22 protein-coding genes and 1 tRNA gene are annotated in these 20,911 nt (G+C 64.4%); 14 read left to right on the plus strand and 9 right to left on the minus strand.

Annotated features, from left to right (window positions below; all coding sequences use genetic code 11):
• Window positions 1–84 precede the first annotated feature (84 nt).
• Window positions 85–540, minus strand: coding sequence for a hypothetical protein (locus tag J1N60_RS02205; RefSeq protein ID WP_312910334.1), 456 nt, complete (start codon window positions 538–540; stop codon window positions 85–87).
• A 180-nt stretch (window positions 541–720) separates the two neighbouring features.
• Here J1N60_RS02205 and J1N60_RS02210 point away from each other — a divergent pair, with 180 nt between their 5' ends.
• Both J1N60_RS02210 and J1N60_RS02215 read left to right on the plus strand, forming a co-directional pair.
• Entirely contained in the window at window positions 721–1,542 is an 822-nt protein-coding gene (locus tag J1N60_RS02210) for a manganese catalase (protein ID WP_312910336.1), read from the plus strand.
• Between the two features lie 201 nt (window positions 1,543–1,743).
• Window positions 1,744–2,181, plus strand: coding sequence for an SPW repeat protein (locus J1N60_RS02215; protein WP_312910337.1), 438 nt, complete (start codon window positions 1,744–1,746; stop codon window positions 2,179–2,181).
• Window positions 2,182–2,411: 230 nt separating this feature from the next.
• Here J1N60_RS02215 and J1N60_RS02220 read toward each other — a convergent pair whose 3' ends face one another.
• Window positions 2,412–2,993 carry a 2Fe-2S iron-sulfur cluster-binding protein gene (locus J1N60_RS02220; RefSeq protein ID WP_253430884.1) on the minus strand — a complete coding sequence of 194 codons (582 nt, stop codon included), beginning with the start codon at window positions 2,991–2,993 and terminating at the stop codon, window positions 2,412–2,414.
• An 82-nt stretch (window positions 2,994–3,075) separates the two neighbouring features.
• Entirely contained in the window at window positions 3,076–4,563 is a 1,488-nt protein-coding gene (tgtA, locus tag J1N60_RS02225; protein ID WP_312910338.1) for a tRNA guanosine(15) transglycosylase TgtA, read from the minus strand.
• 249 nt (window positions 4,564–4,812) lie between these two features.
• On the opposite strand from tgtA, the gene J1N60_RS02230 reads away from it, so the two are divergent.
• The 3 genes from J1N60_RS02230 to npdG all read left to right on the plus strand — a co-directional run bounded on the left by J1N60_RS02230 (window position 4,813) and on the right by npdG (window position 7,692).
• Complete coding sequence (locus tag J1N60_RS02230; RefSeq protein ID WP_312910339.1) at window positions 4,813–6,375, plus strand: midas domain-containing protein; 1,563 nt, start codon at window positions 4,813–4,815, stop codon at window positions 6,373–6,375.
• A gap of 176 nt (window positions 6,376–6,551) precedes the next feature.
• Window positions 6,552–6,839: a hypothetical protein gene (locus tag J1N60_RS02235; RefSeq protein WP_312910340.1), complete on the plus strand. Its 288-nt coding sequence runs from the start codon at window positions 6,552–6,554 to the stop codon at window positions 6,837–6,839.
• A 178-nt stretch (window positions 6,840–7,017) separates the two neighbouring features.
• Window positions 7,018–7,692, plus strand: coding sequence for an NADPH-dependent F420 reductase (gene npdG, locus J1N60_RS02240; protein ID WP_312910341.1), 675 nt, complete (start codon window positions 7,018–7,020; stop codon window positions 7,690–7,692).
• 179 nt (window positions 7,693–7,871) lie between these two features.
• Here npdG and J1N60_RS02245 read toward each other — a convergent pair whose 3' ends face one another.
• A complete protein-coding gene (locus J1N60_RS02245) occupies window positions 7,872–8,141 on the minus strand; it encodes a thioredoxin family protein (protein ID WP_253430898.1) in 270 nt (89 codons plus the stop codon).
• Window positions 8,142–8,372: 231 nt separating this feature from the next.
• On the opposite strand from J1N60_RS02245, the gene J1N60_RS02250 reads away from it, so the two are divergent.
• Window positions 8,373–9,083: a 5-formyltetrahydrofolate cyclo-ligase gene (locus tag J1N60_RS02250; protein ID WP_312910342.1), complete on the plus strand. Its 711-nt coding sequence runs from the start codon at window positions 8,373–8,375 to the stop codon at window positions 9,081–9,083.
• Window positions 9,084–9,522: 439 nt separating this feature from the next.
• On the opposite strand, the gene J1N60_RS02255 is transcribed toward J1N60_RS02250, so the two are convergent.
• Both J1N60_RS02255 and J1N60_RS02260 read right to left on the minus strand, forming a co-directional pair.
• Window positions 9,523–9,855 carry a DUF7126 family protein gene (locus J1N60_RS02255; RefSeq protein WP_312910344.1) on the minus strand — a complete coding sequence of 111 codons (333 nt, stop codon included), beginning with the start codon at window positions 9,853–9,855 and terminating at the stop codon, window positions 9,523–9,525.
• A 78-nt stretch (window positions 9,856–9,933) separates the two neighbouring features.
• Window positions 9,934–10,431 carry a DUF6789 family protein gene (locus J1N60_RS02260; protein WP_312910348.1) on the minus strand — a complete coding sequence of 166 codons (498 nt, stop codon included), beginning with the start codon at window positions 10,429–10,431 and terminating at the stop codon, window positions 9,934–9,936.
• A gap of 139 nt (window positions 10,432–10,570) precedes the next feature.
• Between J1N60_RS02260 and J1N60_RS02265 the strand changes: the two genes are divergently transcribed.
• From J1N60_RS02265 to thrC, 3 genes are all read left to right on the plus strand, one after another.
• A complete protein-coding gene (locus J1N60_RS02265; RefSeq protein WP_312910352.1) occupies window positions 10,571–10,876 on the plus strand; it encodes a DUF8001 family protein in 306 nt (101 codons plus the stop codon).
• A 74-nt stretch (window positions 10,877–10,950) separates the two neighbouring features.
• Window positions 10,951–11,337: a helix-turn-helix domain-containing protein gene (locus tag J1N60_RS02270; protein ID WP_312910354.1), complete on the plus strand. Its 387-nt coding sequence runs from the start codon at window positions 10,951–10,953 to the stop codon at window positions 11,335–11,337.
• A 75-nt stretch (window positions 11,338–11,412) separates the two neighbouring features.
• Complete coding sequence (thrC, locus tag J1N60_RS02275; protein WP_312910355.1) at window positions 11,413–12,693, plus strand: threonine synthase; 1,281 nt, start codon at window positions 11,413–11,415, stop codon at window positions 12,691–12,693.
• Window positions 12,694–12,721: 28 nt separating this feature from the next.
• On the opposite strand, the gene J1N60_RS02280 is transcribed toward thrC, so the two are convergent.
• A complete protein-coding gene (locus J1N60_RS02280; RefSeq protein ID WP_312910357.1) occupies window positions 12,722–13,192 on the minus strand; it encodes a carotenoid biosynthesis protein in 471 nt (156 codons plus the stop codon).
• A 340-nt stretch (window positions 13,193–13,532) separates the two neighbouring features.
• On the opposite strand from J1N60_RS02280, the gene J1N60_RS02285 reads away from it, so the two are divergent.
• Window positions 13,533–15,032: a hypothetical protein gene (locus tag J1N60_RS02285; protein WP_312910358.1), complete on the plus strand. Its 1,500-nt coding sequence runs from the start codon at window positions 13,533–13,535 to the stop codon at window positions 15,030–15,032.
• Between the two features lie 300 nt (window positions 15,033–15,332).
• Here the strand turns inward: J1N60_RS02285 and J1N60_RS02290 are convergent.
• Window positions 15,333–15,405: transfer RNA gene (locus J1N60_RS02290), tRNA-Arg, on the minus strand.
• 290 nt (window positions 15,406–15,695) lie between these two features.
• Between J1N60_RS02290 and J1N60_RS02295 the strand changes: the two genes are divergently transcribed.
• The 4 genes from J1N60_RS02295 to J1N60_RS02310 all read left to right on the plus strand — a co-directional run bounded on the left by J1N60_RS02295 (window position 15,696) and on the right by J1N60_RS02310 (window position 19,411).
• Entirely contained in the window at window positions 15,696–17,141 is a 1,446-nt protein-coding gene (locus J1N60_RS02295; protein WP_312910360.1) for a single-stranded DNA binding protein, read from the plus strand.
• Between the two features lie 60 nt (window positions 17,142–17,201).
• Window positions 17,202–17,633 carry a histone gene (locus J1N60_RS02300; protein ID WP_312910362.1) on the plus strand — a complete coding sequence of 144 codons (432 nt, stop codon included), beginning with the start codon at window positions 17,202–17,204 and terminating at the stop codon, window positions 17,631–17,633.
• Window positions 17,634–17,637: 4 nt separating this feature from the next.
• Window positions 17,638–18,651 carry a histone deacetylase family protein gene (locus J1N60_RS02305; RefSeq protein WP_312910364.1) on the plus strand — a complete coding sequence of 338 codons (1,014 nt, stop codon included), beginning with the start codon at window positions 17,638–17,640 and terminating at the stop codon, window positions 18,649–18,651.
• A 106-nt stretch (window positions 18,652–18,757) separates the two neighbouring features.
• Entirely contained in the window at window positions 18,758–19,411 is a 654-nt protein-coding gene (locus J1N60_RS02310; RefSeq protein ID WP_312910366.1) for a DUF6517 family protein, read from the plus strand.
• 46 nt (window positions 19,412–19,457) lie between these two features.
• Here J1N60_RS02310 and cca read toward each other — a convergent pair whose 3' ends face one another.
• Window positions 19,458–20,888, minus strand: coding sequence for a CCA tRNA nucleotidyltransferase (cca, locus tag J1N60_RS02315; RefSeq protein ID WP_312910368.1), 1,431 nt, complete (start codon window positions 20,886–20,888; stop codon window positions 19,458–19,460).
• Between the last annotated feature and the right edge of the window lie 23 nt (window positions 20,889–20,911).

Raw genomic sequence — 20,911 nt, forward strand, 5'->3', positions numbered from 1 at the left:
TGCGGATCGACCTTCTCTCCGCCGACCAGGTGGACGGCCACCCGTCGTTCGTCGTTTCGTTCACGGGTTCACGGGTTTACGAGTTTACGAGTTCACGGAAGCAGGCGCAGATTCCTCGTCGAACTCGAGCTCGACGTCGATCACGTTTCTGGCGGCTGTCGAGCCGGAACGACGAGGCGAGCCGAGCGTGATCGTTCGGTCTCGCCGAGGCAGGTCGGAGTCGGTAAAGAGAAAGGCGCGAAACGACCGGGAGCCGTGGAACGTGACGACGTTCGTTACGTAGGTCTGCTCGAGCGCTCGCGGTCGCCAGTCGAGCTCGCGTTCGACGAGCGAGCAGCGCGATCCGGGCGCGTACTGGTACGAGAACATCGCACCGTGCGCGGGGACGGGGTCCGACCGAGGCGGCCCGCGTTCGGTCGCCGTCTCGGATTCGTCCGCGCTCTCGACCCGTCCGATCAGCCCGCTGGCCGCCCCAACGGTTCCGGATTGTAGCACTCGCCGTCTCGTCGTCGTTCGCTCGTCGAGGGTGTTGGAAGTCATAGAAACTCGAGCCACCGCACGGACCACGGGCGCCGAGAAAAAGGAGTGTTGCCGACGGTGCTGACGTTCCGCCGACGCTGTATCTCTCTCACGTCGGTCTCTCGGACACCATATAATTACAATATCCACTACGTATGAAATATTTATCCCGGGTGATGGTGTCGAGGGAGTTGAGAAACGATGTTCTTTCAAGAACCAACACTTCAGTACGAGGTCATCGTCGAAGAACCGGACCCGCACTTCGCCAAACTGCTCCAACAGGCGATCGGCGGGCAAGAGGGTGAGATGCGCGTCGCCCTCCAGTACATGTTCCAGGCGTGGGCGCTGCCCGAGGAGTACGAAGCCTACCGGAATCTCCTGATGGAAACCGCCGCCGAGGAACTCGGCCACATCGAGATGCTCGCCACGGCCGTCACGAAGAACCTCCGCGGCTCGCCCAAACAGATGCGCGAGGAGAGCGAAAACGCCGCGGCGGCCGCGGCGGCGATGACCGGCCAGAATCCGCGCCAGTTCCTCTCGGCCGGGCTCTCGGCGATGCCCGTCGACAGTAACGGCGTTCCCTTCACGGGCGGCTATATCGCCGCCTCGGGTAACCTCGCGGGCGACCTGTACGCGAACGTGATGGCCGAGGCGACCGGACGCACGCTCGCGACGCGCCTCTGGGAGTACACCGACGACCCCGGGATGAAGGACATGCTCTCGTACCTCATCGCCCGCGACACCATGCACCAGAACCAGTGGCTCGAGGCCTTGGAGTCGCTCGAGGACCCGGTTCCGGTTCCCGCGAGCTTTCCGCAGGAAGAGGAGAATCAGGAGTTCAACTACGCGTTCATGTCGACTCGAAGAGAGCCCCAGGAGGACCCCGGCTACCCGTGGACGGAAGGTGACTCGCCCGACGGAAAAGGCGAGTTCTCCTACCTCGCGGAACAACCCGGAGACGGCGAGGTCGTCGCTCCGGAGCCCGATCCGAAGACGCACAACGATCCTAACGAATCGAAGTGAGTTCGTCGCGCAGCCACGCGCCAGCCCTCCAATCGGCGATGAACGCGCGGTAAAGAACAAAAACGCCGTCCGTGCTCCGGGCGGCCTGCTGCGAGTGTGGACGCGGTAACCCGAACTTACGTCCGCAAGTTTTCGTCGTCCCGACGGGTGCAAGCACCGCCGTTATTCTTGACTGGGCTACAGGTCCGAACGGAGTTCATCATGAGCGATACACCAACAGACACCGAACCGACCGGTCGCCGCGAAACCACGCGAAATACGATAAACACGGACGTCATGCAATGGCTGAGCGCCCTGGTTGCGCTGATCGGCCTGTACGTCGTCGCGTCGCCGTTCATCTTCGAAGCCACGGAGACGGCGATCTGGAACGACACGCTCATCGGAACGGCGATTTTCCTGCTCGCCGGGTACAACTTCTACCGGCTCTCGAGGGATCGGCTGGCGAGCGTCGGCGCCGCATCGCTGACCGTCCTGCTCGGCTTGTGGTTGTTGATCGCGCCCTCGTTCATCGAGATGGGGAGTGATCAACTCGCGACCGGTACCGCCATCTCAGGCGCGCTCGTGGCCCTCCTCTCGGCGTACAACGCGTACGCCAACAACAAGGCCGACGCGCCCGACCGTGCTCGCGTTCGCGCCTGAGACGATCGGTCTTCCGTTTGTAGTGAACGAGCAACGATTCCGACCGCGAGCGGGCGATTCGCACATCGAGACGTCCAAGAAGCAGGTTGAAACAGTGGAGAGTTCGAGCATGCTATAGTTTCTATAGCGCTTCTCGAGTCAACTCAGCTCGCTCGAGGAGGGCGTCGAAATCACGCAACGAGCGAAAGAATAGCGACCGCGAAACGAGTCGGGAAGCAGAGTCGAACCGACTACGGCGCTTCGTTCGTCTCAATCGAGAACTCCCCGCGCGGGTAGCCGACGCACGTGAGGACGTACCCCTCACCCATCTCGTTCTCGTCGAGCATCTGCTGGTTGTCGTGTTCGATGAGTTCGTTCGCGTCACCCGAGATCTTGGCCGAACAGGAGACGCAACTCCCCTCGCGGCAGGCGTAGGGCAGGTCCCAGCCCTGGTCTTCACCCTGGTCGAGCAGCGGTTCGTTGTTGGCGACCTCGATCGTCTCGCCTTCCTTGACCCACTCGACCTCGTAGTACTCGATTTCGTCCTCGGGGATGTCGCCCGGGCCCGAGGCGGCCTCGCTCTCGCCCTCACCGCCCTCGAGTTCGCCACCGGCTTCGCCGCCGCCGACGGCCGCGACGGCGCCACCACCGCCGATGGCCCGGTTCATCGGCTCCGGGAAGTCCGTCTCGGGGACGCTCTTCGCACGATGTTCGAGGACGTCCTGGGAGATGTCCTCGGTCGGGCGCCACGGGGTCCCGCGGGCGAAGTGAAGCACGGTCGCCCCGAGGGTCAGGGTGAGCCCGATGATGAGCCCCATCTGGCTGTAGTCCATATGCGTGGGATTTGGGTGCAGTGATTTATGTGTGTTGCTCTTTCCTCGAACGGCGTTTCGAGGGCGGTCTGGACGCCGACGATCAGCGCGGCGAGCGATCGGTCGTCAGGTCCAGACACCGCACGTCCTCGGGCACCGACTCGAGGACGCTCGCCGGCCAGTGGCGGTGGCCCAGCGTGAACTCGCTGTCGGGATTGGCATCGACCAGGCGGGCGATCCCTGCAACCGCCGCCTCGAGGGCCGCCCGATCCCGACGGTCGGGCACCTCGGCCGCGAGGGGGTAGGTTCGCGAGAGCGCCCGCGGGAACGGGCCGAACGGCGGCAAGACGCGCCAGGAGGCGTCGTATCGGTCCTCGCTCGAGGCGTCGCCCTCGGTGAGGAAGACAGCGTCGGGTACGGAAAGGCGCTCGAGGCGCCGGTGGTGGCGCAGGACCTCGGGTCGGCGAGCGCTCTCGTGAGAGGTGTAGAAGAACGTCCCTTTCGAGATGGGGTCGGTCCGCTCGAGTTGTGCGGCGTGATCCAGGAGGGCGCGGTAGCCGTCGAGCATCGTTGGATGTGAACGAGCGCGCTGTTCGACCAGCTCGAGGAGGCGACCCGCGCGGATCGCGTCCCTGATTCGCCGGATCTCGGCGAAACTGACGTGGAGGTTGTGTTCGGCGAGGGCGGTCTCGCGGGCGTCATCGCCGAGCGCGGCCAGGCTGTCGGGATCGTGGCTCGTACAGACGGGGCAGGGACAGGGCAAGTGCGTGAGATCGTCGAGGTGGCGCGTCCCCCGGACGGTGAGGTACCGATCGTCCCGCGCGTAGAGGGCGTAGGCGGCGGAGTCGAAGAGGTCGCAGCCCACGGCGGCCGCGAGGGCGAACATCATGGGATGGCCCGCCCCGAAGAGGTGGACCGGTGCATCGGCGCCCAACCCCCGCTTCGCGGCGGCCACGACGTCGACCATGTCGTCGTAGCGATAGTCGTTCATCAGCGGGACGACCGCGCCCACGGGAAACACGTCGAGGTCGGTCCCGTCGGCGTGTCTGCCCGCCCGCTCGCGCAGGTCGGGATAGGTCGAGCCCTGGACGGGCGCGTTGACGAGCATCTCGCCGGTGTCGACGGCTTCGGCGGCCTCGAGGCGCTCCTGGGTGGTCTCGAGGTCCGTCTCGGCACGCTCGCGGGAGACGTCCGGCGGAGTCGGAATGTCCACGGGCGTCCCGATGTCCGAGCCAATCGCGCGCTGGAACTCGAGGATTTCCTCGGTCGTGACGGAGATGTCGCCGTATTCGGACAGCTGGAAGGAGCCGGAGTCGGTCATGATCGCGCCGTCGAAATCCAGGAGGTCGTGGAGGCCGTCCTCGAGCGCCCGCTCGCGGACGTCCTGGCTGTTGTGGATGATGTAGGCGTTGGTGATCAGGATCTCCGCGCCGAAGTCCTCGCGCAGGCGGCCCGGCTCGACGGTGTCGAGGTGGGGGTTGATGACGGGGAGAAGGGCAGGCGTCTCGACTACGGTGTCGGCCCGCGGGACCGTCAACTCGCCGAGGCGGCCGCCGGCGTCCGTCGCCCGGATTTCGAAGCACTCGCGCATCGACCGAGTGTTGGCGAGCGCGCCGGTAAACGTTCCGTTCCGAAGCGCTGGGACCGGGTGGTCAGCGTATGCAAGCGATGCGCCAATACTGCCGCCGCCCCATTGAACCCCAGCGAAGCCAATCGAAGACGACGCTATCGATAAAATCACCATTATCGACCGTTTCGAGGGTACAACGCTGGTTTCGCGCGAAGAAACCCCGTAACGGTCTCTTCGTTTTACTCCCACCGTCGCCGTCAGTCGGATCGCATGGTTTCACGAGCACAAAAGCTGACCGTCATCCTCGTCACTGCCCTGGTCGCCGTCGCGATCGGCGGCGGTCCTGCACTGGCCGCGGCGGCCACAGGGTCGACGAGTGCGAATGATGACGCGACGACGGGAGACACGAGCGTATCGATCGAGAACGTCCAGGTCGGCACCCTGGAACTGGAGAACGTCACCCTCGAGAACGTGACGATCGAAGAGTTGAACGTCGAGACGCTGAACGTCGAGGACGAGGAACTCGAGCAGGCACTCGATGAGGACAACGAAACGGACGATGCGGGGGCGAACGACACCGATACAGAGACGGAGACTGACACCGAGAATGACACGGACGTCGGGACGGACGACGGCGACGACGAAAACGAAACCGACGTCGGCACCGACGCAGGCGACGGTGACGAGCTCGGTACGGATTCCCAGGAGATCACCATCTCGGATGTCGAGATCGAATCGCTCGAACTCGAGAACGTCTCGATGAGCGATCTTAGCTTCGAGGAAGAAGAGATGGGCGACGACAACGAGACGGATACCGACGTTGGGGCCGACGATGGCAACGGCAACGAGACTGACGTCGGCATGGACGACGAAGACAACGAGACTGACGTTGGTACCGACGACGAAGACAACGAAACTGACGTCGGTACGGACGACGACAACGAAACCACTGGAGAGAACGTCATCGAGGAGGATACCGACGAGCTCGTCGTCCAGAACGTCACGATCGAGGAGATGAACGTCGAAGAGCTCACCATCGAGGAACTCATCGTCGAAGAAGACGAGGAGGGCATCCTCGAGCAACTCGGTGGCTTCTTCGAGGGGCTGTTAGACGGTGACGACGACAATGAGACGGATACTGACGTTGGGACCGACGATGAGGACGGCAACGAGACTGACGTCGGTACGGACGACGACAACGAGACCGACGTTGGGACCGACGACGAAGACAACGAGACTGATGTCGGCATGGACGACGACAACGAAACGGACGAACAAAACACGCAGGAGATCGAGGAACTCACCATCGAAACCTTCGAAATCGAGGAACTCACCTTCGAGTCGATGACCATCCAGTCGCTCGAGAGTAGCGACGAAGCGGGCGTCGACGCCGAGGACGATAACGAGACCGAGACGGACGTCGGAACCGACGACGGTGACGACAACGAAACCGACGTTGGGGCCGACGATGGCGAAGACAACGAGACCGATATCGGAACCGACGATGGCGAAGACAACGAGACTGACATCGGGACCGACGGCGAAGATAACGAGACTGACGTCGGCACCGACGATGAGATGAACGACACCGGTGAGACCATCGAGTTCGTCTCCGCCAGCGAGGTAACCGTCGAGAACTCCACCGCGGAAACGGTCACGCTCGGCGACACCAGCGAACTCGAGGAGGCACTCGGTGAGGACGATGCCAACGAGACGGACACCGGTACTGACACTGACGACAACGAGACTGGAAACGACACAGACGACACGGACACCGAGAACGACACCACCGACACCGAAACCGACCAGCGTTCACTGTCGTTCCTCGGCTGAGAAGCCGCGATCGGTGGACGCAGTCCACGTGATCTTTCGTTTTTTCGCACACTCGAGTGCCGGCGAGCAACAGCGTTCGACGGACAGTGCTCGTCGACCGACGCCGCCGAGCGCCTCCACACCCAGCCGAAACCAGCCGGCCCGACCTTGATACCGCCCCACCCCGTAGCGACCGTATGGTCGATCACTCCCTCGACGAGATCGAGGCAGCCCTCGAGCGCGCGACCGACCTCGAGGACGAGGCGGCGCTCGCGGTCCTCGAAGACGCGCGACGAACGCTAGCGGACCTCGACGATTCGGAACTCCAGGAGGCGGACCTGGACGTCGACCTCGAGGCCCACGCATCGCCTCGGGAAGCCCTGAAGACGCGAATCGAGCAGCGAATCCGCGAAATCGAGGAACGTGACGCTTACGACGGCGGTCTCGGGTCGGCGATGAACCCGGAAGACGACGACGCGCCATGAGCCATGAACCCCGGGGCCGCCATGAGCCATGAACCCTGGGACGTGAACCATGAACCGTGAACCGTGAGGCGGACACCCGTCTTCGGCCCTTTTTCGTTCTCGAGTGAACGCGCACCGAAACCGGCAGGGCCGGCCGAACACCTAGCGATTAATCACCCTGCCGATCCCAGAATCGGATATGCGAATCGCACTCCTCGGTGGGACCGGCGACATCGGCGAAGGACTGGCGCTGCGCTTTGCTCGAGACACCGACCACGAGATTCTGATCGGGTCTCGCGACCCGGAGAAGGCTCGAGACGCCGCCGAAACCTACGTCGACGCGATCGAATCCCAGTCCCGCGGCGGGGAGCCGACGGTCAAGGGCTTCGCCAACGAGATGGCGGCCGACCGCGCGGACGTCGTCGTGCTCGCGGTGCCGCCGTACCACGTCGGCGACACGGTCGAAGCGGTCGCCGAAAAACTCGACGGAGACTCGATCCTGGTCAGCCCCGCAGTCGGGATGAAAGGCGACGAGGACGGCCTGCACTATCACCCGCCCGGGACCGGGAGCGTCACGGCGCTCGTCGCCCAGCGCGCCCCCGACGACGTACCGGTCGTCGGCGCGTTCCACAACCTCGCCGCCGCGAAACTGTCGAACCTCGAGGCCGACCTGGACGTCGATACCCTCGTCGTTGGCGACGACGCCTCGGCGAAGGAGACGGTGCGACGACTGGCGACGGAGATCGACGGCCTCCGGGCGCTCGACGCCGGCCCAATCGCCAACGCACCCGAAGTCGAGAGCGTGACGCCGCTCGTGATCAACGTCGCCCGGTACAACGACGACATGCGCGACGTCGGCGTTCGATTCCACTGACCAGCCTCAGAACGAGCACGTCGTCACCCTGCAACGGGAGGAAGATACGACGGCGTCACGACGCTGATTCTCGACAACTCCCTCTCCCGGGCGCGAACGTAGCACTCGTCGATGGATCGACCTCGAGCCTCGAGAAGGAAGGCGAAACGATCGCTCGGGCCTACGCTCGGTCGCGGCCCTTACGCGCCGGCCGATTCGAGGGCGTCCTCGATGTCCTCGCGCTGGGTAACGCCGACGAAGCGTTCGACCACGCCGTCGTCGTTCTCGATGATGAGCGTCGGCAACGAGCGAACCTGATACTCGTTTGCGACGTCCTGTTCCTCGTCGACGTTGACCTTCTCCACTTCGAATCGGCCGTCCCAGTCGTCCTCGAGTTCCTCGAGGATCGGGTCCTGGGTCTTACAGGGGCCACACCAGTCCGCGTAGAAGTCCTTGAGCGTAACAGTCATGCCGTTCATCGGATCTTTCCGCCCGCCGCGCATAAGGGTTTCCCACCTGTGTATGCTTGCCGGAAGTGCGGGTGTTAGCTGTGTAAGAGGTCCATATGCGGTAGTGAGGAAGCGGTCGATCGTGTTCGGAGACCACCGAAATCATCGACGGCCACCGGAAACAGCGGCGAGCGACAGCGGCAATCGGTCGAAATCACCATCACCATAGGAACGGTGAGACGAACGACCAGTATGGAGAAAGACGCGATCCGCGAACGAATCTGGGACGACCTGGAGTCCTCCGGAACGGCCCGATTTCCCTACCCGCCACACGGCCGAATTCCGAATTTCGAGGGGGCGAAAGAGGCCGCGGCGGTGCTGGCCGACCAACCGGAGTGGCGGGCCGCAGCAACGATCAAGGCCAATCCGGACGCGCCACAGCTACCCGTGCGGCGGCGAGCGCTTCGAGACGGAAAGACGGTCTTCATGGCAGTGCCGCGCCTTCGAGACGAGCGGTGCTTCCTGGAACTCGATCCAGAGACGCTCGAGGACTACGACGCGGCGACGACGGTCTCCGGATCGTCGGCTCACGGCACCGCGGTTCGGCCCGAAGCCGTCCCCGACATCGACCTGATCGTCTCCGGGAGCGTCGCCGTCGACGAAACGGGAACCCGGATCGGCAAAGGCGAGGGCTACAGCGACCTCGAGTACGCTATCCTTCGCGAACTCAGTCTGGTCGACGACGAGACAGTCGTCGCGACGACCGTCCACGAACGACAGCTGGTCTCGGGTCTCGAGGCGGACGCCCACGACGTCCCGATGGATCTGATCGTCACGCCCGAACGCGTTCTCCGACCGGACCCGGCGGACAGACCGACGGGTATCGACTGGAACGCGCTCGCTGACGAACGGCTCGACGAGATGCCGATACTGCGGGCACTTCGAGGCGACATCGACGGATAGAGATCGGTCAGAGATCGGTCTCGAGGGTGGAAAATTGCAGGGACGAAGGAGGCCGGTGCAGAGCCTCCATCGTCGACAGCCACGAACCGGCCGGAGGAGGTGCAGGCCTCCGTCCGCGAACGTGGCGCGGCAATGGTGGGGAAGGGTGCTGTGGTGGGTTGCTGGAAGTCACGGGATCGACTAAGGCTTGGGGTGCCTCTTGTGGTGGGATTCGCCCGTCGACCTCCATTGAGGACAACGAGTGGTAGTTACTTCAACGCCGGTGTCGGTCCACCCGATTCGGTCGGATTCTACCACACTTTACCCGGATTTAATCGGCCGAATTCGAGGGGTGGAAAGTTCATTAGCGGCATATTTCGAATCGACACGATCAATTGCAACGAATTTATTCCAGTTGCAGGCAAAATGTGCCAATCCCGGGGGAACTAGCGACGAGTGGTCACGACGACGGCTCCCGGACGAGTTCACTTGCGAGCACGTCGGGAGCGATCAGGGCCGGGTCAACCGCGAGGTCGAGCTGGCCGCGTACGAATTCCGGAACCGTGTTTCGGTCGTAGACGACTGTCCGAACGTCGTCGGTGAGATCACACACGATCGGGATCGTCGTCGACTCGCCGACGTCAGTCAGGACGTACAATTCAGCGTCGACGATGCCTGCTTCCTCCAGTATCGGCCGGGTCAGGGGGCCCTCGAGCCGCTTCACGTCGGCACCGACGGCCTCGAGCGCGTCGGCGATACCGTCCTCGTCGGGAGCAGTGACAATCGCGTTCATCGTGGCTGAGGCAACGGGCCCCGGGGGTTTGTGTGTATCGAAGCGGCGTGAAATCGAGCGAGGGAAGCCGTGACTCGATCAGGGACGGATCAGGGCGTAGACTGTGCCAAGAACGAGGCCGTACACGGCGTGCCCCACGAGGCTGAGTTCGCTGACGTTCGGAAGCGGCGGGGCGCCCGGGAAGCCGACCGCGTCGAGCCAGACCGGCATGACGAGGACCGCCAGGGTGGCCCACACGACGACGCCGTACAGCAGTCCGGTCAGCGCGGTCTTGAGACTCGAGTCCGTCCAGGTAGCGATCGGTCCGCGGTGGACCAGCGCAACGAAGACGACGCCGATAACGGCGCCGTGTGAGAGGTGGATCACCCAGCCTGCGAGTTCCGCAGGGTTCGCGGGCGTGGCCTCGATGCCGTACATATTCGGAATCGCGACCTCGAGGACGGGGTCCGGGATCATCGTCATCATGAGCGCGCCGAAGACGACGGAGCCGAGTACCCCGCCGACGGCCCCGGCTTGCCAGGGCTGGATCGACGTACGATTCGCGACGGCTGTCTGTGATGTGGTATCAGATGCCATGCGAGAGGACGTACAGTTCTCGAGGAACTACGTCTATCCCGGTGTGGACTCGCCCACACACGACCGCGCGTGTGCGACGACGGGAGGATGGGGTGACGGAGAGAAACCGTTTTTCCCGTGGTCCTCGAACTGCGGACGAATGACGACGCCGTTGCGAATCGCGGCCGGGGAGCATCCGCCCGAAACGATTCTCGAGGCGCTTCGAGACGGACGCCGGGTCGTGATCACCACCCGGGCGCTCGGCGAGAGCCACGACGTCACGCTCCGCGTCGTCGACGGCACGTACTACTGCGATACGCCGACCCGCCTTCACCGTCACGAGACGCTCGCAGAGATGCGCGCCTGCATTCGAAAGATGGGGTACGCGAAATCGGATACCACGGATTCAGTCGGCTCGAGCGGCGACGCGGAATCGACGGACCTGGACAGCGACGACGAAGACTGATCCCCGGCCGCGAGCCCGCACAACCCCGCACGACCGGGCGAGCGTTTTTGGCGCCACCGCCCGCACGTAAGCGCATGTCGAACGATCCACGCCATCGACTCGAGGAGTTGATGGAGCAGTCGGATCCGCAATTCCACACCGTGATGAGTTGCGTATTCGGCATCGAAACCCACGAAACGCGGACCTACCTGACGCTCCTCGAGCATCCCGGGAGTACGATCGCGGAACTGGCGTCGGTGCTCGATCGAGATCGAAGCACGGTCAACCGGTCGCTGTCGGCGCTCGTCGAGCGCGGACTCGCACAGCGAGACCGGCGACTCCTCGACGGCGGTGGATACGTCTACCAGTACACCGCCGTCCCCCTCCCCCAGGCGAAAGAAGCGCTCCACGAGGCGCTCGATACCTGGACCGCGGGCGTTCACGAGGTCATCGACGGGTTTTCTCGGGAATCGACTCCGTGATCGACGAACTGCGATCCGACGGCAGCATCCGCAGCAACCCACCCACTTTTCCCCATCCCCTCCCTTCCGCCGGTAATGACCGACAGCCACGATGCTTCGCACACTCTCTCTCTCACGGCCGACTGGGAGTCACCCGAAGCCACGGTCGACGGACGCTGGCTCGAGTGCGTCGCCTGCGGCGAGACGTTCGCCCCGTTCGAGGCGATCCGCTACACCTGCGACGCCTGCGACGGACTGCTCGAGGTACGCTCCGACGACCTCCCGACATTCGATGACTTCTCCGGAACCGGGGTCTGGCGATACGCCGAATCGCTCCCGCTCGACGCGGGCGTCACGATCCAGGAGGGGAACACGCCGCTCTACCGGGTTCCCCGACTCGAGGCCGACGTCGGCATCGAGACCCTCCGGATCAAACACGAGGGGATGAACCCGACCGGGAGCTTCAAAGATCGGGGAATGACCGTCGGCGTCGCCGTCGCCCGCGAACTCGGCGTCGACCGCCTCGCCTGCGCCTCCACGGGCAACACCAGCGCCGCCCTCGCGGCGTACGGGTCTCGCGGCGGCATGGAGACGCTCGTCCTCCTCCCCGCGGGCAAGGTCGCCGCCGGCAAGATCGCCCAGGCCAGCCTCCACGGGGCGCGCATCCTCGAGGTCGACGGCAACTTCGACCGGTGTCTCGACATCGTCCAGGAGCTGGCAAGCCGTGGCGAAACCTACCTCCTCAACTCGCTGAACCCGTTCCGCCTCGAGGGCCAGAAGACGATTGGGCTGGAGATCCTCGAGGGGTTCCAGGCCGACTACGGGACCTGGCCCGACCGGATCGTCCTCCCCGTCGGCAACGCGGGAAACACCGCGGCGCTGTACAAGGTCTTCCGCGAACTGGTGCAGGCGGGCGAACTCGCGGTCGAGGACGTGCCGAAACTGACGGGCGTGCAGGCCGAGGGGGCCGCGCCGATGGTCGAAGCGATCGAAAACGACGCGGAGACGGTGCGCCGCTGGGACGAAGTCGAGACGCGCGCGACGGCGATCCGGATCGGCAATCCCGTGAACGCGCCGAAGGCCCTCCCCGGGATCAGGGAGACCGGCGGGACCGCTGTCGCCGTCAGTGACGAGGCGATCACTGCGGCCCAGCGCGACCTGGCCGAGGAAGGGATTGGCGTCGAACCCGCCTCGGCCGCGTCGGTCGCTGGCCTTCGAAAACTCCGTGCACAGGGCGTCGTCGCCGCGGACGAACGCGTCGCCTGCCTCACCACCGGACACTTGCTCAAGGATCCCGACGCGGCCGCCGCGGCCGGTCGCGAGCCGGAGCCGGTTCCCGCCGATACCGCGGGCGTCCTCGAGGTTCTCGAGTCCTGACTCGCTAGTCGCCGAAAGGGAGGCCGACTTAGAGCAACGAGACGGCAATCGCCGCCGTCAGTCCGCTGATGACGAACCACCCCAGAAAGTTCCACCACGGAACCCCGCGGCGACGGGGTCCGGGGAGATTGTCGGTGTAGGTCCAGTACCCCTCCTCGACGCCCTGGTGATCGACTAACAGATCGTACCCGGTCGCGAGCGCGGCCGCGAGGACGACGGCACTCCAGCCGTCGACCGTGAAAAACGCGAGCCGAAGCGCGACGTAGATTACGCCGGTCCAGCCGAACAGCACGTAGAGCGGCACGCCCGCGACTTTCGGGCCGACGTGGTGCTCGAGCCAGCCGATGCCGATGACGAGTGCTTCCGCGACGAACGCGATCAGCGCGCCGCCGACGAAGAACGCGATCGTCGCGCGTGTTGGCCACGTGAACGTGGCGTGTAAGAGGGCAATGACACCGACGAATACCGTCGTGAGTGCGAACTGGCGACTACCTGGCATACGTCGTTCGTTTCACGCCAGGAACAAATACGTGCTCTCTCTACTGGAGCGGGTGAGGGCACACGGTTCCGTCGAGAGAAACCCACGAACTGTGATCAATCCGGATTAACTAACCCAGTTCACATACTTAGCGCCCGTTCGAGCGGCCGATCGACGAATTCACTGGTCCGAACGGAGTTAGTTGGCGAGTAACCCATTGACCCCCTCGCGTGCGTGAATGTCGTTTCTGGGGGAGCGTTATTGGTTCGAATAATTGCAACTCTATTATTTTATTCCTGAAATTCAAGCGTGAAACTTTACAGAGCCTATAGCCAAATAGTCACTGTTCTGAGGGCCTCCCGTGAGTTCCAACGAACCACAGTCGGCTCGATTCGGTCGGAGATCGTATCTGAAAGGCTGTCTCGTCGGCGCCGGTTCTGCGCTCGCTCTTTCGGGGGTGACGTCCGCGTCTGACGATACACTCGAGGACCAGTACCGGACGGTTATCGACGTCACGGAGGAGGGGGCGGACGACACCGGGAACGAATCGGTGACACCCGTTATACAGCGGCTCGTCGACGACGACACGCTGCTGAAGTTCCCCGAGGGGCGGTACTACATGGACGAGCAGGTCCGGTTCACCAGCTTCGAGAACGTCGGACTCGTCGGTGACAGAGCGACGTTGGTACCGGCGAATTACCACAATTTCCAGGGCCCGCAGTATCGGCTGTTTCGATTCGGGACCGCGAAAAACCCCGGACGTGACCTGCACTTCGAGAAATTTACCGTCGACCAGCGTGCCAAAGACACGGGCATCCGCGTGATCAACGCGGAGGTCGAAGACGGACTTTACGTCGGCAGAATCGGTATTTACGGCCTGCACGACAGCGGCACGTGGGGTCCCGGACTATTCAACGTCCTCGAGCCCAGTGGGACGGGGCTCGTCGAGTGTTTCCGTGCGTACGGCGGGGGAATCCACGTCGACGAGACGCCCAACAGCGGAAACATGTGGCGCGGACCCACCGGGATCCACGTCAACAACCATCACGGGTCGCTCGTCCTTCGGGACTGTACGCTCGGGGGCTTCCCCGGAACCGGACTGTACGAGTCCACTGAGAACGGCGCACTCGACATCCAGGGCGGATACTTCGAGAACAGCGCCACGGCGTCGATCCGGCTCGCCGGGGCGCGAGCGTCCATCAACGACGCGGTCATCGTCGTCGACGATAATCCATCGTATGCAGCCGGGCAACACCCGATTCGAGTCGACAAGGGGGGAACCTTCGAGATCGACGGCGTCGAGATCAGGATGCCCAAGCCCAACGGCGACGCGATCAGAATCATGGACGGCGTCAACTCGACATCGATCGCGAACACCAGCATCTCGATCGGGAATCGAGAGAATTCGGGAATACGGCTCGATTCCGGTGGGGGTCCGATGTCCGCAGAGAACGTAGATATCGACATTGACGGCAGTGGCTACGCCTTCCGCCTCCTCGGCGACGACGAAGACGTAGTCACCCTTCGAGACGTGGCGATTACCGGCGACGCGAGCGGTTCGCCGCTCCGACACACGGTCTTCTGCGAGCGGAGTAACTGCCGGTTCCACAACCTCTCGATCGACCAGCCCGGCGAAGACCGCGGCGGACTCGAGCTCCGCGGTGACAACTACCAGATCACCGAGAGTGAGTTCCGGACCGATCACATCCCGGTCGTCGTCAACGGCTCCGACGACGTGGTGATCGAAGACAGTTACAGCGAATCCTACGGGGATCGCGCCTCCTTGCTCATCCTCGACGGTTCGAGTAACGTCTCGCTTCAGAACAACGACTTCCCCGGCGGCGTGAAAGACAAACGGTAACGGCGGTTGGATCGCTGTCGGCCTGCGTTTTTTGGAGGGCTCGTAGAGAGTGATGGGTCTTTCGCTCGAGAGTCACATCTAAGAGCGTCCTGACGGAGTCTTTCGCGAGCGAAGCGGGCGAAAGGCACGTCAGGACCGAACCCGCAGCGAGCGTCCTGACGGAGATTTGAACGCGCCGAGACGGTCCGGGTCGCTCACGGCGTTCGCTTCCCGGGCTGCGACTCGTCTGCTCAAATCTCCGTGTGTGAGTTTCGTCGACACCGGCCGCTCGCTCCGCTCGCGGGTTGGTGTCGACAGAAACGTCCTGACGGAGATTTGAACTCCGGTCCCTGGCTCCGCAAGCCAAGAGGATAGTCCACTACCCTACCAGGACTCATCTCTTCGTTACCCGGAGTCGGTTAAAGCCCTTTCGAAAGGGAGGCGGGTCGTTGTCGATTCCGTGGGACGTGACCGTAACGCATAGCTCTCGAGACGCTTTCTCGGGACGCGAACTCGAGGCGGTTTTCCCGACGCCACCTCGAGCACCAGCGCACGCTCGACACACCGACGGCGGCCGACGATTTAAATACGATCCCGCGGCAGGTCCCGGTATGAACGACCGAATCCGGCGACGACCGCAAATGGACAATGCTTATGCGCGGGCTACCCATGCACGAGCATAGAATGAGCGAGATCGAGGGTATCTACGAGGACCTCGAGGCCGACGTCTCCCTCGAGGAGTTTCGCGAGGCCGTCGAGGCCAAAGTCGAGCAGATGGGAGGACTCGCCGACGAGGAAACGGCGGCGATGCTCATCGCACACGAACTCGGCGAGAGCGAGGTCACCGGCGTCGCGGACATCGAACCGGGGATGGAGGAGGCGAAGTTCACCGCCAAGGTCGTGAAAATCGGCGACCTCCGCACGTTCGAACGCGACGGCGAGGACGAGGACGGCCGCGTCGTCAACGTCGAAGTCGCCGACGAGACCGGGAGCGTCCGGGCCGCCTTCTGGGACGAACACGCCCAGGCGGCCGTCGACGAACTCGAGGAGGGCCAGGTGCTGAAGGTCAAAGGCCGCCCGAAGGAGGGATTCAGCGGCGTCGAAGTGAGCGTCGACGACGTCGAGCCGGACGACGACACCGAAATCGACGTCCAGATCTCCGACACCTACACCGTCGAGGCGCTCTCGCTCGGCCTCTCGGACGTGAACCTCGTCGGCGTCGTCCTGGATACCGACGCCGTCCGAACCTTCGACCGAGACGACGGCTCCGAGGGGAAGGTGGCCAACCTCACGCTCGGCGACTCGACCGGACGCGTTCGGGTCACCCTCTGGGACGAGCGAGCGGACCTCGCCGAGGAGTTCGCCCCCGGCGACACCGTCGAGGTCGTCGACGGCTACGTGCGCGACCGCGACGGCTCGCTCGAGCTCCACGTCGGCAACCGCGGCGCCGTCGAGGAAGTCGAGGCGGACGTCGAGTACGTCCCCGAGAGCACGCCGATCGAGTCCCTCGAGATCGGCGACACGGTCGACATCGCGGGCGTCGTTCGATCCGCGGACCCGAAACGAACGTTCGACAGGGACGACGGCTCGGAGGGGCAGGTTCGAAACATTCGCGTCCAGGACGCGACGGGCGACATTCGCGTCGCCATGTGGAGTGAGAAGGCCGACGTCGACGTCGGCCCTGGCGACGAGGTTGCCCTGGCGGACGTCGAGATCAAGGACGGCTGGCAGGACGACCTCGAGGCCTCCGCCGGGTGGCGCTCGACCGTGACGGTACTCGGCGAGGGTGGCGGTGGTGCCAGCGCCGACTCGAGTTCAGCCGACGGCGGGAGCGAGTCAGCCGGACTCTCGGCGTTCGCTGATGGAGCTGCCGGCGATAGTGCTACCGACGACGCGGAAACTGTCGACGGCGAGGAGGACAGCGACGATGCCGACGACGCCGACGACCCCGAAGACGGCGAACAGATCGAGTTCACCGGCGTCGTCGTCCAGGCCGGCGACCCGGTCGTCCTCGACGACGGCGAGACCACGATGAGCGTCGAGACGAGCGCCGACGTCGGCCTCGGGAAAGAAGTGACGGCACGCGGACAGGTCATCGACGGGCGACTCGAGGCCGACGAGGTCTTCTGAGCGGGCACGCCCGTAGCCTGTACGAAAAGCGTTAAGAAGGTCAACTTCGGCTATCTGTGTATGAACGTCGAACTCCCGTTCGCTCCGGTGGACACGATAATTCGACGGAACGCGGGGGACCTTCGGGTGAGCGCCGGTGCAGCAGAGGAACTGGCCAGGGAGATTCAGGCCCACGGCGCCCGGCTGGCGATCGACGCGGCCGAACGAGCGACCGCGGACGGCCGGAAGACGCTGATGGCCGAGGACTTCGAGGTCGAAACCGTCGTCGACAAGGACGACCTCGAGTTGCCGGTCGCCCCGGTCGACCGAATCGCGCGCATCGACATCGACGACCACTATCGCGTCTCCATGGACGCCCGCATCGCGCTCGCAGACATTCTCGAGGACTACGCCGACAACGTCGCCCGCGCGGCGGCGACGCTCGCCCACCACGCCGACCGACGGACGATCACGGCCGACGACATCGAGACGTACTTCGCGCTCTTCCAGTAATCACATGCGCTTTGGGTACAGCACCACCTGCCTCGAACACGACCCCGGCCCGCGCCACCCGGAGACGCCGGACCGTCTTCGGGCGATTCGCGAGGGGCTGAAGCGGAAACACGGCGTCGAGTACGTCGACGTCGAGCCGCTGTCGATAGACACCATCGCCGCGATTCACGACCGCTCGTATCTCGAGGAGGTTCGCGAGTTCTGTGCCGATGGCGGCGGCAACTGGGACCCGGACACGAGCGCCGTCGAGGAGACGTGGGACGCGGTCCGAACCAGCGCCGGCCTCGCGTGCTGGGCCGCCGAACGCGCGCTTGAGGGCGACGACGGTCGAAAGACACCGTTCTCGCTGGGTCGGCCACCAGGGCACCACGCCGTCTACGACGACGCGATGGGGTTCTGTTTCGTCAACAACGTCGCAGTCGCGGCCCAGTACGCCATCGACGAGTACGGCGTCGACCGCGTCGCGATCATCGACTGGGACGTCCACCACGGCAACGGAACCCAGGACCTGTTCTACGAGCGCGACGACGTGTTCTTCGTTTCGCTCCACGAGAAGGGGCTGTATCCGGGGACGGGCGACGTCGACGAGATCGGGACCGACGCGGGCGAGGGGACGACCATGAACGTCCCGATGCCCGCCGGCGCCCACGATGGTGACTACCTCAAGGCACTCGACGGCGTCATCGCCCCGGTGCTCGAGGCCTACGATCCCGGACTCGTGCTCACGAGTGCCGGCTTCGACGCCCACCGCCACGACCCCATTTCGCGCGTTCGCCTGTCGACCGAAGCGTACGCACTCATGACCAATCGGCTCCGCACGCTGACCGAAGACGTCGACGCAGCGCTCGCGTTCGTCCTCGAAGGAGGCTACGGACTGGAGGTGCTCGCCGACAGCGTCGCGCTGGTCCACGAGACGTTCGACGGGCGCGACCCGCTCGGCCCGGACGATCCGGTGAGCGACGACGTCGCCGCGGTGCTCGAGGAGGTACGCGAGGCACACGACCTCGAGCTCAAGTAGCGCCACGGGAACAGATCGGTTCGCCGGTGAGAGTCGGATCGTGCCACTCGAGCGACTGGATAGAAGCCAACACACTCATTAGAACTGACTCGCCAGGTAGTACACGATGAATCGTAGAGACGTGCTCGCGGGGACCGGTGTCGTCGGTCTCGCGAGTCTCTCGGGGTGTCTGGGTGTACTGGGACTCGACGAACACGAATCGGCGCCGGCCGGCGTCGACCAGTCGGTGCTCGAGGAGACTGGCTACCAGGAGATCAGGACCGAACCGTTGGGTGTCGACGAGAAGGTCGACCTGCTCCTCTACAGCGAAACGGTGACCGTGACGAACTACCTGACGGAGTACGACAAGAGCGTCGACCTCGGCCCCCTGGGGAGTCTGCGCGCAGCCGTCTTCAACGTGGTAACGACGCCGCAAGTCGACGTCCTCGGGCAGGAACTCAACCCGATCGAGGAGATGTCGACGGAGGAGGTCATGGAGCTCGTCAAGAACAACTACGACGGGTTCGGTGACGTCACCCACGAAGCCGACGAGTCGGTGTCGGTGCTCGGACAGGAGACGACGATGTCACGCTTCAGTGCGAGCGCCAGGTTCGACGGCGTCGACCTCGACGTGTTCATCCACGTCACCGAAGCGATCCAGACCAGCGAGGATCACCTCGTGGCGATCGGCGTCTACCCGGAACAGACCCAGGGGCGAGAGGAGGCAAACGTGTTCTCACTCATCGAGGGCGTCGTCGAGGACGCGAGCGGCGACAAGTGAGGTGGCGCCGGTTGAGACGACACCGAGTAAGTCGACGCCGAATCGATCACGGTGTCGGTTCGAAGTACGTTCGTAACGCCGTCCCGAACTCCTCGAGCAACGCGCTCACGTCGGGTCCGACCAGCACTTCGTACTCGCCCTCGAGTGCCGTCTCGACGTGGGCGCCGAGGCCGACGTCCAGCAGTCGGTCGCTCTCGAGGAACGAAACGGCGTCGGTGAACTCCCGGTCGCGTTCGACGACGTACCGGGCACCGTCGATGAACGGGCCGTACACCGTCTGGTCGTCCGCGTAGGCGTCGTGAAACCCCTCCGCGTGTTCCCTGACGTGAACCGGCGGCCCCTCGTGGCGCTCGACGGCGGGGCGCTCGGCGACGGCAAGTTCGACGAGGAGAACGGCGCTCACGTCGGCGAACGCCTCGGCTCTGAGGACGTCGAACTCGCGACGCTCGAGACCGCTTGCGATGCCGTCGAGGGACTTCTGGAGTTGCGGATAGAGCTGATCGTCGACGAGAGCAGGGGCATCGAATCGGATCGCGACGGGCATCGTTTCGCGTCGGTCGAGGTGGGCCGCGAGTTCGGCGGGTTCGAGCGGCTCCGGTTCGTCCGGTTCGAACAGTTCGATTCGGGGCGACTCGAGCAACGCGCGCGCGTAGTGCTGGAACCGGGCGACGTTCGCCGCCGAGCACACCGCGGCGACGTTGCGTTCGGGATCGGTCGGGTCGATGACGACAAGCGGGTCGTCGAACGTCGCTCGGCCGTGGTCTTCGGGATCGAGTTCGACGGGGGGGTGCCAGTCGGCTGCCGCCTCGAGCAGCGGGCGAAAGCCGCCGTACTCGACGACGAGCAACTCGGTCAGGTAGCCGCTGAATCCCTCCGTCCGGAGGTTCGATCCGTACGCACCGATCGCCTTGAGGAACTGCTTGGCGAGGCGAACGTCGTCGACGGTCGCCTCGTCGAGTCGGGCCTCGAGATACCGGTTGTGAAAAGGGGTCCGGTCGACCGCCGAGCGAATGTCGGTGGCGGCCTCGAGTCGAAAACAGGGGACGACGTCCACGTCGAATCCGTCGTACTCGCCTTTGACGTAGGGGTGTTCGGCGTACTCTTCGTGGCCCTCCGGGAGCGTCTCGTGGCCGACCTCGAGGCCGTAGGTCTCGAGTGTCTCGCGGTCGAGCGTCGGCGGAAATCGGACGAACACGTCGATGTCTCGGTCGCCGCTGATCCACGTATCGCGTGCCGTGGAGCCGACCTGGACGACGTCGGCGTCCGGACAGCGGTCGGTTGCCGCGGCGCTCGCCCGAGCGAGGAGTTCCTCGGCGACCGCGCGCATGGTCGCTCGTTCGTCGTCGTCGGGGCAGATTCGCTCGAGGACGCGCTCGGTGACGGTCTCGAGTTTCGCGCTACCCGCCTCGTCGGGCTTTCCGCCAGCCCCGTGTTCGGGTTCGGGTTCGGGTTCGCCCTCCCCCGTATCGTCGCTCATACGGGAGACGTACTCGAGCGACG

Source organism: Natronosalvus caseinilyticus (assembly GCF_017357105.1).
In the GTDB taxonomy this organism is placed as follows: domain Archaea; phylum Halobacteriota; class Halobacteria; order Halobacteriales; family Natrialbaceae; genus Natronosalvus; species Natronosalvus caseinilyticus.

Excerpts from the sequence above, each read along its gene's own strand:
- J1N60_RS02205 (WP_312910334.1), bottom strand. The coding sequence starts at position 540 with ATGACTTCCAACACCCTCGACGAGCGAACGACGACGAGACGGCGAGTG.
- J1N60_RS02210 (WP_312910336.1), top strand. The coding sequence starts at position 721 with ATGTTCTTTCAAGAACCAACACTTCAGTACGAGGTCATCGTCGAAGAA.
- J1N60_RS02215 (WP_312910337.1), top strand. The coding sequence starts at position 1,744 with ATGAGCGATACACCAACAGACACCGAACCGACCGGTCGCCGCGAAACC.
- J1N60_RS02220 (WP_253430884.1), bottom strand. The coding sequence starts at position 2,993 with ATGGACTACAGCCAGATGGGGCTCATCATCGGGCTCACCCTGACCCTC.
- tgtA (WP_312910338.1), bottom strand. The coding sequence starts at position 4,563 with ATGCGCGAGTGCTTCGAAATCCGGGCGACGGACGCCGGCGGCCGCCTC.
- J1N60_RS02230 (WP_312910339.1), top strand. The coding sequence starts at position 4,813 with ATGGTTTCACGAGCACAAAAGCTGACCGTCATCCTCGTCACTGCCCTG.
- J1N60_RS02235 (WP_312910340.1), top strand. The coding sequence starts at position 6,552 with ATGGTCGATCACTCCCTCGACGAGATCGAGGCAGCCCTCGAGCGCGCG.
- npdG (WP_312910341.1), top strand. The coding sequence starts at position 7,018 with ATGCGAATCGCACTCCTCGGTGGGACCGGCGACATCGGCGAAGGACTG.
- J1N60_RS02245 (WP_253430898.1), bottom strand. The coding sequence starts at position 8,141 with ATGACTGTTACGCTCAAGGACTTCTACGCGGACTGGTGTGGCCCCTGT.
- J1N60_RS02250 (WP_312910342.1), top strand. The coding sequence starts at position 8,373 with ATGGAGAAAGACGCGATCCGCGAACGAATCTGGGACGACCTGGAGTCC.
- J1N60_RS02255 (WP_312910344.1), bottom strand. The coding sequence starts at position 9,855 with ATGAACGCGATTGTCACTGCTCCCGACGAGGACGGTATCGCCGACGCG.
- J1N60_RS02260 (WP_312910348.1), bottom strand. The coding sequence starts at position 10,431 with ATGGCATCTGATACCACATCACAGACAGCCGTCGCGAATCGTACGTCG.
- J1N60_RS02265 (WP_312910352.1), top strand. The coding sequence starts at position 10,571 with ATGACGACGCCGTTGCGAATCGCGGCCGGGGAGCATCCGCCCGAAACG.
- J1N60_RS02270 (WP_312910354.1), top strand. The coding sequence starts at position 10,951 with ATGTCGAACGATCCACGCCATCGACTCGAGGAGTTGATGGAGCAGTCG.
- thrC (WP_312910355.1), top strand. The coding sequence starts at position 11,413 with ATGACCGACAGCCACGATGCTTCGCACACTCTCTCTCTCACGGCCGAC.
- J1N60_RS02280 (WP_312910357.1), bottom strand. The coding sequence starts at position 13,192 with ATGCCAGGTAGTCGCCAGTTCGCACTCACGACGGTATTCGTCGGTGTC.
- J1N60_RS02295 (WP_312910360.1), top strand. The coding sequence starts at position 15,696 with ATGAGCGAGATCGAGGGTATCTACGAGGACCTCGAGGCCGACGTCTCC.
- J1N60_RS02300 (WP_312910362.1), top strand. The coding sequence starts at position 17,202 with ATGAACGTCGAACTCCCGTTCGCTCCGGTGGACACGATAATTCGACGG.
- J1N60_RS02305 (WP_312910364.1), top strand. The coding sequence starts at position 17,638 with ATGCGCTTTGGGTACAGCACCACCTGCCTCGAACACGACCCCGGCCCG.
- J1N60_RS02310 (WP_312910366.1), top strand. The coding sequence starts at position 18,758 with ATGAATCGTAGAGACGTGCTCGCGGGGACCGGTGTCGTCGGTCTCGCG.
- cca (WP_312910368.1), bottom strand. The coding sequence starts at position 20,888 with ATGAGCGACGATACGGGGGAGGGCGAACCCGAACCCGAACCCGAACAC.